Below are 12,134 nucleotides of genomic sequence, written 5' to 3' on the forward strand. Positions count from 1 at the left end.
CCCAATTGATAGTGAGGTTACATTCATTACCTCACGCTGTGTAAGCCGAGAGGTCGGCAGATATGGGCTCAGGCGCGTCGTTCTGCTTGGTCGGCGTTTCTTGCCGGCTTAGCAGAAAACCAACCTTGTAGACTCGGTTCTTTCGAGGCTTCAAGTTGTGTTCGCACCGCTCCAGCCCATATCTGCCGGCCGGTAAGGCGAAGGGCCCACCAGGTTGCCTAGTTTTAGTCCCACTGTTGTTGCTAGAACGGGCATGATTGGTGTTTTAGAACTTTCAACCTTTAGTTTGACTAATTTTAGAGTTGGTCAGGTTTACTGCCGTTTCCGGAGGAGCCACCAGCCGCCAAGTAGAACAATGAGTGTACCACCGCTGACGAGCAGGCCAACGTTTAAGAGTGGTGGCCAGTAGGATAAAGTGACCGTGCTATTACCCTGAGGAAGCTTGATGGCGGTGAACATGTTTAACGTCTTATGAGTCTTAGCAGGCTTGCCATTGACCGTTGCGTGCCATCCCTTCGAGTAAGGGATGGAGGTGTTCAAGACTTGGTTGCGCTGGGTCGTGGTAATCGTGCCACTGAAGTAACGGTTGGAGTGCTTCGTCAGGTGCCAAGGTTGGGTTTGCAGCTGCTTGACTGCCCGTTTAAACTTGGCCGTGTTCAGACGATACAGCGTGAAGTTTTCGAGCCACAACGAACCCTTTTTCAGCTGAATCGTTAACTTCTGAGTCTTGCCCTTAGCGTGATCAGCTGCACTCACCAGAATCGTATTGCGGTAAGTCTTGTATTGGTCCAGTTGCTTACCGTTCAGGATAAAGGTGGCGTTATCGGGATTGACCGTGGAACCAAAGGTTAGGTAGTAGGCATCGTTACTCGTGGGTTTAAACGTCAACGTGATTTTGGCAGGCTTCAGCAGGTTCTTCTTCTGCAGCATTGCGCCAGTAATTTTGGTTTGCTGGCCGATGTTTTGGAAGTCGACCTGATTGAAGTTTTCCGCAGTATAGAGATGTTGGTCACTCGGATTACCCGTCAGTGCTGCCAGCCAATTGGCCTGGTATTGAGCCGGATCAGCCGTTTTGTTCTTTAAGGTTAAAATCTGAGAACCAGTGGCGTAGCCCATTGGAAGCGCGTATGGGTTACGGTAAGTCGTGGCCCAGTGGTCCTGATTGGTGATGTGGTAGTCAGCCAGATCGGCTTTATTGGTCGATGCCGGTAAAATACTAGTGCCAGCCAGCGCACCGGACAACTGCTTTTGCTGGAAGTAGTACTTCATGTTCAGCAGGGAGTCGGTGACCAGGGTACCATTACTGTATTCGACGAACCCATCGCCGTCTGGATTCCCGATGTTACCAAAGAAGGTCGGTGTAGTCTTGGGCAGAACGGAGGAGAAGACGCCCCCACCATTGTAGCCCGTTTGGAAGGCATCGCCCTTAGTCCGCAAGAAGGTCTTGCCGATACGGTAGGCGCCGGTGTCCTTCTTTTGAACGCGATCGACCAGCTGTTGTAGCTCGTTGGTATAGTTGCCATATTCGCCCTGCGAGACGTAACTGATGTTGTTGAGCGAAATAAAAGCGTTCGCACTGACCTCGGTAACACCAATGACGAAGAAGGCCAGTGGGTAGATCCAGTGGTGATGAATCGGTAGCGTTGTCAGGGCGAGGGCGAAGATAATAAATAACAGCCCAAGTAAAATCTGACTCCAGGATAAGAACGCAAACTTCTTCAGATTGAGCGCCACATAGGCACTACCAGCCACCACTATCAAAGTGACAATGGCGATTGCCAGCCAACCGGGTTGAAAGTCATTGGTCAACGTTTGGGCAGCCAACCAAATTAGCCAGAAGCTGACGATAAACGAGAATCGGTACGGATACCAAACGGGGAACTGACCGGCATGCCACAGCAGGTCTAATGGTTGGACACACAGGGATAGAGCGAGAAAAACGGTGACGATACCTGCCGTAAGGCGACTTCTGAGGCGGATACGCCGGTCGCTGAAGAAGAACAAGCTACCCAACAAGGCAATGGCACCAATGAATAGGTTGGCCGTTCCATCGGGCATCTGATCGAAGTTAAAAGCCCCCATGAAAAATTTAGCAATCATCTTGGGTGGAAAGAACTCAAACTTCCATTTAAAAGAGGTCACGGTGTATTGCGCCTTACTCTGTGAGAGCGACCACCAGGTTGGCAGGAGGACAAATGCCGCAAGTAGGCCACTGACAGCCGAGGTCCAGGCGAAGCTGAAGGTCTGACCCCAGAAGTGCCGCCAATTGGTGAATTGGTCGACGGCTAACCAGATAAAAGCGAGAATCATGAACAAACAGATCATGTAAGCCATGTAGTAATTTACAACTAACATCAGAGTCAGCCAGATAACGTAGGTCCGCCACTTGCCGGTCTGCATCAGTAGGTAGAGCCCGTAAAAAATCAGGGGCAAGAGATAGGCGGCATCGAGCCACATCACGTTTAATTGGTTGGCAATTGACCACCCCATTAAGGCGTAGGCCGTGGCGAAGGTTATCGCCTTTAGGTCGGTCTGCTTGGTGGTTTTATCTAGTAACCAGGCGAACGTCAGACCAGAGAGACCGTATTTGAACACGGTCAGCAGGAAGACCCCGGTCGTGAGCAATGTTCCCGGACATAAGAGTAGAATCCAGTTTAGCGGACTTAACAGGTAATAAGACCAAGTCCCCAGCATTTCGCCGCCTAGACCGTTGGCAAAGGAATAAAAGATGCTGCTAGGATCGTGCAGGAGTGCCCGTCTGAGGTAGGCAAAGAAGTCGATGTACTGCTGGCCTAAATCCACGGTCAACAGGCTACTAGAGCCAAATGGGGCCATCTGACGGTAGATAAAGTAGACCGTCATCAGAATAAAGGGCGTTAAGAAAGCCCCAAGTAGGGTAAATTGACGTTGGGTCAAAGACCAGCGCCGTTTTCGTGCTTGCAAATAAGCCACCTCAATCTTAAAAATAGTTGTGTTTCAAATAGTCATTCCGATAGCCTGGTGACACGGCGGGGTCCATTCGCCTTACCGGCCGCCAGATATGGGCTGGAACGGTGCGGGCACAACGTGAAGCCTCAAAAAAGCTGAGTCTTCAAGGTTGGCCTTCCACGTAAGCTCACCTACTGCCTAAGTAGAACGACGCGCCTGAGCCCATATCTGAGACCTCTCGGCTTACACTGGTAGTTCATGGCAGCTTTGAGCTATATTGACATGGGTGTCATGAACACCATGTTAAAATGTAGACTGTCTAATTTCAACGTGGTAAGTAACCAAAAATGTAAGCCGGAGGAGCCGGGGATGCAGCCAGCTGTGGCGACGATGTTAGTCGTACTTGCATCGTAGGACGACCTGAGAGACACACGTTCCTTGTGGCTTTCAGGCGAGTTGGAAGCCCGTTCTTTGGCTGGAGGCGTTCCCCATAGCAGATAGAATTTTTGGCAGCCGCAGTGCGGTTAAATCAAACTAACCTAATCGTTCCGATATGTTTGTTCACCTTGATAGTGTAATATACTAAAAGGAAACGTCACTTAATTAGCTCGAAAAGTTTAGATTTTGTAAAGAGCCCGACCAGTGCCTAAACGGTCGCCTGGGTTATGCTAGAATGACTAGTGTTATTTTGTCTAGGCTTCTAGAATAGCATAAAATCATTAAATTTCGGTAGCGGGATAGTGACTAGCGACGAAGTTTGGTAAAATAGGTGCAGTACAATAAGGAGCAGAGCTGTTGTGAAGAATTTTTATAATCGCGTTAGTAACCGGAATCAACGGTCTAGTGGCGGTCCCACGAAGTCACAGATCCCGTTTCGGTTAAATTTTCTTTTCATTATTGTTGCCCTGTTATTTGCGGCGCTGATTGGTCAGTTAGCGTACTTGCAAGTGATGTACGGGGCACAATTTAAGGCGGAGGTCAATTCGACCGACACCACGATTGAAACCACCAACGTTCAACGGGGGATGGTCTACGACTCAACAGGCAAGGTCTTGGTTGGGAATAAAGCCCATCAAGCCATCTCCTATACCAAGGGGGTCAACGTCTTATCGACTAGCATGTACGATATTGCGAATAAGTTGGGCCATTACTTAACGGTTTCGACCAGTTCCTTAACGCCCCGGCAAGCCATTGATTACTATTTGACTGACGAAAAACGGTTAAAAGCGGTCGAGGGAAAGTTGTCTGGGACTAAGGGCATGTCACCCACCCAGTTGTACAACAAGGCGTTGAGTTATTTACAGGATGATTCATCATTTAAATTAACGAAAACGCAGCAGAACGCGGCCGCTATCTTTGCGAAGATGAGCGGGGCTTATGCACTTTCGACCACGTACATTAAGGATTCAGGCGTCTCGAGTACAGAAATTGCTCAGATCGGTGAGCATTTGTCCGAAATGCCAGGAGTTCAAGTCGGCACAAGTTGGTCACGAGATTATCCTAACGGGTCGTCGATCAGATCGATCATTGGGACGGTTTCGTCCGAAAAGACGGGGCTACCAAGTGATCGGGTCAATGAATTACTCGCACAGGGATACTCGCGAAATGACAGTGTGGGCCAATCTTACCTGGAACAAGAGTATGAATCCGTTCTGCGTGGGACTAAGGCCGAAAAGCAGGTGGAAGTTGCTGGGAACAATACGGTGACCAAGGAAGTTGAGAAGTATGGCGGTCAAAAGGGAGATAACCTCCAACTGACCATCAACTCTAAGTTCCAAAGCCAACTGCAATCACTGGTTCACTCTGCGGAATCCGGTGCGGGTGGTTATTCGACTGGGACGTATGCAATCGTGATGAACCCCAATACCGGTGGTGTCATTGGGATGGCCGGGGTCGATCGTGACCCGTCTACGGGTAAGATCACGACGAACGCCTTAGGTGCCATGAACAGTGATATCGTTATGGGGTCCGTTGTTAAGGGTGCCATGGTTTCCGGGGCATTGATGGACGGTGTGATCACGCCAGGAAACAACACGTTGACTGATAAAGTCATCAACGTTGGTGGGGTCAAGAAGTCTTCTTGGTTCAACCATAGTGGGAGTGCCAACATTGCGGTCAATGCCTCGACGGCGCTAGAAGTTTCTTCTAACTCCTACATGATGCAGTTAGCCATGAAGGAAGCCAAGTTTGGCTACGTTCCAGGTTCTGCTTTGACCATGAACACCAGTATTTTTGCCAAGGAACGGGGTTACTTTAACCAATTTGGGTTAGGGGTCGCCACGGGAATTGACCTCCCCGGCGAAAGTACCGGTCTGAAGGGGTCAAGTAGCTTTGCCCACATTGGGAACGCGTTGGACTTGTCCTTTGGGAACTACGATGCTTACACCGTGCTGCAGGTTGGTCAGTACATGTCAACGATTGCTAACGGTGGTACCCGGATTGCACCACACGTGGTTGATTCTATTCGTGGGACCACGTCAACTGGTAAATTAGGGACCATTAAGTCGACGGTATCGCCAAAGGTCCTGAACCGTATCGGGATGACCGCTGCTGAAAAGCAACTGGTCAAAGAAGGATTGTACGATGTGGTCCATGGGTCCAACACCTACAAGACCGGTGGGAGTTTATCTTCCATTTCACCAGGAATCTCGGCCAAGACTGGGACGGCACAGACTTACTATAAGGGTCACGAGACCGTTACGTTAAGTCTGGCGTCCTACGCACCGTCGAAGAATCCACAGGTGGTCGTGGCCTTAGCAATGCCGAACTTAGGCGTCAATGCCGAAGACAACAACATGCAATTGGCTAAAAAGATCTACGCGGCATACTGGAAGACGGTTCAGTCTAAAACAACGATTGAGTAGGGCTGAAAGCTTAGTGGCAAAGGGTTTTTGACAGCTGTTAAGTATTTTTCCTTAACATATTTGGGATTATGACTGGTAATTGCGCCGGATTAATGGTAATATATTACGAGTTAAGGGCTCTAGCCTGTAATTCTGAACAAGTTGGGAGGTTACCCACAATGCGTGTACACATCACTTTAGAATGTACAGAATGCCACGAACGCAATTACTTATCCAGCAAGAACCGGCGTAATAACCCGGACCGGGTTGAATTTAAGAAATACTGCCCACGTGACCGGAAAGTAACTTTGCATCGTGAAACTAAGTAAGGTACGGGCGAGAGTCCGCACCTTTTTTTGTAGTCAAAAGTTGAAGGGTGAACAGTATTTTTGATACTGGTTGTATGTAGCCTGGCAACATGCTTAATATGGAAATTGAGTTGATGGATTCTTCGACTTGCCGGCTGCCGGATATGAGTGGGAACGGTGCGGACACGTCTGAGTCTGTATTTGCCGGTCCCACGATTTACGCGGCCACTTTTTCCAGTTTTGGCGCACATGAAGTTGTCTATCAAGACTTAAAGTAGGAAAACTATCTACATTTTTCAACGCTTGTTGCGGGAGAAGACAGTCTAAGCCGCAGTGCGACGAATTTACACAATACCTTTACACAACGTCAAATTAAGAGAATGAGAATGGATTAGGGAGGCGCCACCATGGCAACTAAGAAAGCATTACGGCAACAGACGATTCAAGCACTCAAGACCATGTCCGCAGAGGACCGACAAGTCGCTAGTGAGCAGCTTTATCAACAGTTGTGGGCACTACCGGAATGGCAATCGGCTAGCAAGATTGCAACCACCATTAGTAGTGGTTTTGAACTGGCAACGCAGCCAATCATCGACCAGGCCCATGCGGCGGGCAAGATTGTTGCCGTTCCCCAAACGTTGCCACACCGGCAGATGGCCTTTCATGTGGCGGACGACCACACTAACTTTGAACGGAGTAAGTTTGGCTTATTAGAACCCGTTGACGGTGAAATTATTGCTCCAGACCAATTTGACTTAATCGTTGTTCCCGGCCTCATCTTTGCGGCCACTAGGGAACGGTTGGGTTTTGGCGGTGGATACTATGATCGCTACTTGCCCAAAACGACCGGGTTTAAGGTGGCACTGGCACTGCCTGCGCAACAAGCGAGTCAGCCTGGTTGGACCGTTGAATCATTTGATGTCAGATTAGATGCGGTTTTAGCCGCACAGTTATAGAATAGAAAGGAAGCCTCGTGGTGACGCAACTTAAGTATCGTCTTAACCGGCTTAACCAGTATCCGTTCATGACAGTCGGTCTGATTGTGATCATGGTGCTGGTCTACGGCGCTATGACCTTGGCTGGTGGCAGCACCAACGTCAACGTCTTGATTACGTTTGGCGCTAAACTCAACGTTTTGATCCAGCAAGGAGAGTGGTGGCGCCTGATCACCCCAATCTTCCTGCACATTGGCTTCACGCATATCTTGATGAACATGATCACCCTGTACTTTGTGGGGATGCAGATTGAGGCGGCCTTTGGGCATACGCGATTCTTAGCGATGTTTCTGATTGCCGGTATTGGGGGAAACGTGGCGAGCTTCTGTTTCTCAGATAGCCTGTCGGCGGGAGCCAGTACCGCAATCTTTGGCCTGTTTGGGGCCTTCCTGATGCTTGGCGAGTCCTTCTGGCAAAACCCGGTGATTCGTCAAATCGCGCGAACTTTCATGGCCTTTATCGTCATGAATTTAGCGTTTGATATCTTTACGCCGGGCATCGATATTGCCGGTCACTTGGGCGGCCTGGTCGTGGGCTTTTTGGTAGCGTATACAGTAGGTGTCCCTCGAATTGGTAAGGTTAGTGTAATTAAGAGAATTGTGGCGTCTGTTGTTCTAATCGTTGGATTGGTCTGGTTGTATTTACACGGCATGGCCCAGTAGTCAACGAAAATGACTCGTGCAATTTCACGGAGGTTGTGGCACAATGAAAACGTTATATGATGTTCAGCAGCTACTTAAAAAGTTCGGTATTTATGTGTACGTGGGCAAACGGCTTTGGGACATTGAGGTCATGGCACTGGAACTAGACCACTTGCGACAAGCACGGGTGGTGGATGATCATACTTTTGTGCAGGCCAAGGTGGTTCTGACGCATGAACACCGATTAGAAGAACAACGAGCAAGAGATAAACACCAATCCATTGGAGGGATTTAGAGTTATGGCACGGAATTTAATTGGAATCGATCTAGGTGGTACCACAACGAAAATGGCTTTCCTCTCTGTTTCTGGGGAAGTCCTGACGAAGTGGAATATTCCCACCGATATCTCTGATGAGGGCAGTCATATTGTCCCAAACATTATTGAATCGATTAACCAACACATTACAAATTCAGAATTTAGTAAAGATGACTTTATCGGTATCGGGATGGGGACCCCGGGTTCCGTAGATATTGAGAACGGAACGGTCATTGGTGCGTTCAACTTAAACTGGAAGAAGCGCCAACAAGTTCGTGACCAGATCCAAGCTGGTATTGGGTTACAGTTTATCTTGGACAACGACGCTAACGTAGCTTCTCTGGGTGAATACTGGAAGGGCGCTGGTGAAAAGGATGCCGACGTGGTCTTCGTGACGTTAGGTACCGGTGTCGGCGGTGGGGTCATCGCTGGTGGGCACCTGCTGCACGGTGTCAATGGTGGTGCCGGAGAGTTGGGCCACGTGACGGTTCAACCAAACGGTTACTTATGTACTTGTGGCAAGCGTGGCTGTCTCGAACAGTACGCTTCCGCTACGGGGGTTGTGCACGTGGCCGCTGACATGGCCAAGGATTTCATGGGCACGTCGCGCTTAAAGGAAATGGAAGACAATCAAGAGAGCGTTACCTCGAAGATGATCTTCTATTTGGCCGACAATGGTGACATTTTGGCTAACCAAGTCGTTGACCGGGTAACGTTCTACTTAGGGTTGGCTTTGGCTAACGTCGCTAACATCTTGAACCCAGCTAACATCATTATTGGTGGTGGGGTTTCTAATGCCGGCAACACGTTATTACAGCCGACGACACGTTATTTCCAAGAAAACGCCTTCCCAGCCGTTCGCGATTCAACGAAACTGCGGTTGGCACAATTAGGTAACGATGCAGGTGTAATTGGGGCCGCTTCATTGGCATTGCGGTTCCAAAAGAGTAACTAGTAAAAGCCAGGAAGGACGATTTAGTTTTGGTAATTGGTGCAATCTCTGGGATGACGATTTATACCATCATCCTGATCATTTTGTTAGTCGCATGGGGCGGTTGGGAATTAGCCACGGTCATTCGGCGTAATCGCGTGGCCACCCTTATCGACGAGGACACATTTCAAGCGGGTCTCCGTAAGGCACAAGTCGTGGATTTACGGGAGAAGAAGGATTTTGACGCAGGGCACATTTTAGGGGCCCGGAATATTCCTTTCTCAACGTTTAAAGCCTACCATCAAGAAATTCGTGCGGATCTGCCAGTCTACCTGTATGATCAGGGGAAAACACTGAGCACCCGTGCTGCCTTGCTGTTAGGTAAAGAAAATTACGACCAAATCTTCATCTTAAAAACGGGTTATTCACGTTGGCAAGGTAAGACGAAAAAGACGAAATATTAGGAAGAGTGTGACTGAAGGCGGTTAGCTGGCGAGCATTAGGGCTGGTAACCGAATAATCCCGGGTTTGGATTGTTTGGTTACCAGTGCTAAGCGGAACCAGTTGCCTTCAGTCACACGTTTCGACAATATAAATTCAGAGAACAAGTTCCCTGTAAAAAAGAGCGTCACGGATTTTTTCCGCGACGCTCTTTTTGATTCTCGGTGAAGACTAACCATTGTGAGCGGAATGACTCTTCCGGTTCGCCCGTTTCCGGTTTTCTTCGAAGCGTGATTCTTGGTCTTCAATGGGTTGAACGACCTTTTTTTTAAATGAAAAGACTGCTCCAGCAACGGCACTAGCAGTCGCGACGACACCAAACAAAAATCCTTTTGTGAAATGTTTCATAGCACTCGACTCCCATCATTTAAGAATTTAGTTATCCGCTTCCATTATGCTGGTTTTGCCGGTAAATTGCCAGTGATTTACGGAGATTCGTGTGGCGATTCAGTGAAGAATCGTCGAGCTCGGATGACCTGTTGTCTACCCGGCTATGACGAGGTCAGAGGGCGCAATTTAGACGACTTGTAAGGGGGCCATGGACAGAAGCTTTTGGCGTTGTGGCAACTTTCACTTCGTTTTTTAAGTTGCTCACGTTTTGTGGTAATCTTATTCATGGAGGATTCAAGAGTGGATCATGTATGTAAAGTTTACTGAGGAGGAGTTGCAGCCATGTTTACCAAACAACCGACGCAAATTATTGCGCACCGGGGAAGCAAGGGGACGCGTCCAGAAAACACACTGCTGGCGTTTCAAGCGGCACTGGATGCTGGCGCCGACGGGATTGAGACCGATGTCCAATTGTCCGCAGACCAGCAACTGGTGATCATGCACGATGAACGAGTCGATCGGACCACTAATGGCGAGGGCTTTATTAAGGATTTAACGTTGGCCCAGCTGAAACGTTTGGATGCGGGGAGCCGCTTCAGTCCGGATTACGCGGGGACGCAGATTCCAACGCTAGATGAGGTGATCCAACTGTTGATCGCCGATAACTTTACCGGTGTTTTTAACCTAGAGCTTAAAACGAATAAGATTCACTATCCGGGAATCGAGCAGCGACTGGCCGCGTATTTTGAGCGGCAACCGGTGCCCTTTCGCTTGGTGTTCTCCAGCTTTCGGGCCAAGTCCATTTTGACGTTGCGCACCTTGTATCCGCAAGCGGAGTACGCCAAGCTCTTTAAAACGGCTGGACGTCAGGCAAAATTGATGCAGCGCCGTCACCAGGTCGGGGGGTTGCACCCGGATATTCACTGGGTGAAGGCCCACCGCTTCTGGCTACCCCATGCCCAATTGCGGCCCTGGACGGTCAATAGCGAAGCCGATATGACGTACTGTTTGCGCCACCATTTTGCTGGGCTGATCACGGACTATCCAGCACGGGCCGTGGCCTTACGAACGAAGATTCAAGGAGGGGTGCCATCTTGGAAAAAGTCTTAGCCATTGTGGGGCCGACTGCGGTGGGCAAAACGGCGCTCGCCATCGAGTTGGCGCAGAAGTTTAACGGGGAGATCATCTCGGGGGACTCCATGCAGGTCTACCGTCATTTGGATATTGGGACGGCCAAGGCGACCCCGGCCGAACAGGCGCAAGCCACACACCACTTGATTGATGTGTGCGACGTGACCCAGCAGTTTACCGTGGCCGAATTCGTGGCTGCGGCACAGAAACTGATTCCGGAGATTCGCCAACGGGGCCATTTGCCAATTATTGCCGGGGGAACGGGCTTTTATTTACAGGCGCTTTTCGATGGCTTGAAATTAGGGGCAGAGGCGCCTGGTGACGCCGATGTTCGGGCAAAGCTCCGCACGGTGGCACAAGAAAAAGGACCGCAATATCTGTGGCAACAACTCAACGAGCGAGATCCGCAGGCAGCTGCCAAGATTCCACAGACCAATGTGCGGCGGACGGTGCGCGCGTTAGAGGTGATTCAGGTCACCGGCCAGCTATTCTCACATCAAGATAATGGTGGTCCCCAGTATGATGACTGTTACGTGGCGTTGAATACGGACCGTGCCTTACTTTACCAGCGAATCAATCAACGGGTCGATCTGATGATCAAGGCCGGTTTGGTGGATGAGGTCAAATGGCTAGCCGAACAGGGGGGCACAGCACTCCCACCAGCCACGGGAATCGGTTATCGTGAGTTATTGCCGGTCCTAAACCAGCCAACTAGATTGCCGGATGCTATCGACCTGATCAAGCAAGACTCACGGCACTACGCCAAACGTCAGCTCACGTGGTTCCGCAACCAAACGACGGCGACCTGGTATGACTTGGTCCAGCACCCGGAGCAGCGGGCACAGATTGAACAGCACGTCACGGCGTGGTTGGAAAATTAATCATACAAATTGAAATGGGTTAACAAGCCTTGAAGTCCTGAATGAATCAGGTTTTCAAGGCTTTTTCTATACGGCCGAATGCTTCGAAACAGTATCGACTCTGATGTAGGTAATGCTTGATGGCAAGCATTCCTCTGTGTGGTGTGGTCGAATAGCTGTAGGTTTAGGCAGGGCTAAACGCGTGTCATGGAAGAGCTCAATGTGTGAGCCGGCGGAGGTCAGGGATGTAGCCAACGCGAGCGAGAAGACTGGTGTTCTTCCAGGCTGAAACGTCCCCACAGCAGTCGGAATCCCCGGCAGCCGGAGCGCGTCCATGTTTAACTTATCTG

General features: G+C 49.8%; 12 protein-coding genes. 10 read left to right on the forward strand and 2 right to left on the reverse strand.

Annotated elements, in window-relative coordinates:
• Positions 1-312: 312 nt before the first annotated feature.
• Positions 313-2,943 (reverse strand): YfhO family protein, encoded by a 2,631-nt coding sequence (locus FC99_RS04010; protein WP_048736217.1) that lies wholly within the window; start codon positions 2,941-2,943, stop codon positions 313-315.
• Between the two features lie 782 nt (positions 2,944-3,725).
• Here FC99_RS04010 and FC99_RS04015 point away from each other — a divergent pair.
• The 8 genes from FC99_RS04015 to FC99_RS04040 all read left to right on the forward strand — a co-directional run bounded on the left by FC99_RS04015 (position 3,726) and on the right by FC99_RS04040 (position 9,426).
• Complete coding sequence (locus FC99_RS04015; protein ID WP_082153313.1) at positions 3,726-5,792, forward strand: peptidoglycan D,D-transpeptidase FtsI family protein; 2,067 nt, start codon at positions 3,726-3,728, stop codon at positions 5,790-5,792.
• A gap of 158 nt (positions 5,793-5,950) precedes the next feature.
• Positions 5,951-6,100 carry a 50S ribosomal protein L33 gene (rpmG, locus tag FC99_RS13575; RefSeq protein WP_011667723.1) on the forward strand — a complete coding sequence of 50 codons (150 nt, stop codon included), beginning with the start codon at positions 5,951-5,953 and terminating at the stop codon, positions 6,098-6,100.
• A gap of 89 nt (positions 6,101-6,189) precedes the next feature.
• The gene (locus tag FC99_RS13780) at positions 6,190-6,357 is read left to right on the forward strand and encodes a hypothetical protein (RefSeq protein WP_156166961.1); all 168 of its coding nucleotides are present in this window, start codon (positions 6,190-6,192) and stop codon (positions 6,355-6,357) included.
• A 129-nt stretch (positions 6,358-6,486) separates the two neighbouring features.
• Complete coding sequence (locus tag FC99_RS04020; protein WP_048736216.1) at positions 6,487-7,035, forward strand: 5-formyltetrahydrofolate cyclo-ligase; 549 nt, start codon at positions 6,487-6,489, stop codon at positions 7,033-7,035.
• Positions 7,036-7,055: 20 nt separating this feature from the next.
• Positions 7,056-7,736, forward strand: coding sequence for a rhomboid family intramembrane serine protease (locus FC99_RS04025; protein ID WP_156166960.1), 681 nt, complete (start codon positions 7,056-7,058; stop codon positions 7,734-7,736).
• A gap of 43 nt (positions 7,737-7,779) precedes the next feature.
• Complete coding sequence (locus tag FC99_RS04030) at positions 7,780-8,010, forward strand: YqgQ family protein (protein WP_048736215.1); 231 nt, start codon at positions 7,780-7,782, stop codon at positions 8,008-8,010.
• Between the two features lie 4 nt (positions 8,011-8,014).
• Complete coding sequence (locus tag FC99_RS04035) at positions 8,015-8,986, forward strand: ROK family glucokinase (RefSeq protein WP_048736214.1); 972 nt, start codon at positions 8,015-8,017, stop codon at positions 8,984-8,986.
• 26 nt (positions 8,987-9,012) lie between these two features.
• Positions 9,013-9,426, forward strand: coding sequence for a rhodanese-like domain-containing protein (locus FC99_RS04040; protein WP_235805860.1), 414 nt, complete (start codon positions 9,013-9,015; stop codon positions 9,424-9,426).
• Positions 9,427-9,634: 208 nt separating this feature from the next.
• Here FC99_RS04040 and FC99_RS13580 read toward each other — a convergent pair whose 3' ends face one another.
• Complete coding sequence (locus tag FC99_RS13580; protein WP_048736212.1) at positions 9,635-9,811, reverse strand: DUF3042 family protein; 177 nt, start codon at positions 9,809-9,811, stop codon at positions 9,635-9,637.
• A 324-nt stretch (positions 9,812-10,135) separates the two neighbouring features.
• Here FC99_RS13580 and FC99_RS04045 point away from each other — a divergent pair, with 324 nt between their 5' ends.
• Positions 10,136-10,903 carry a glycerophosphodiester phosphodiesterase gene (locus tag FC99_RS04045; protein WP_048736211.1) on the forward strand — a complete coding sequence of 256 codons (768 nt, stop codon included), beginning with the start codon at positions 10,136-10,138 and terminating at the stop codon, positions 10,901-10,903.
• Positions 10,888-11,805 carry a tRNA (adenosine(37)-N6)-dimethylallyltransferase MiaA gene (miaA, locus tag FC99_RS04050; RefSeq protein WP_048736210.1) on the forward strand — a complete coding sequence of 306 codons (918 nt, stop codon included), beginning with the start codon at positions 10,888-10,890 and terminating at the stop codon, positions 11,803-11,805. Before FC99_RS04045 ends, miaA begins: the two co-directional genes overlap by 16 nt.
• The last annotated feature ends 329 nt before the right edge of the window (positions 11,806-12,134 follow it).

Source organism: Levilactobacillus koreensis JCM 16448, assembly GCF_001435525.1.
GTDB lineage: Bacteria > Bacillota > Bacilli > Lactobacillales > Lactobacillaceae > Levilactobacillus > Levilactobacillus koreensis.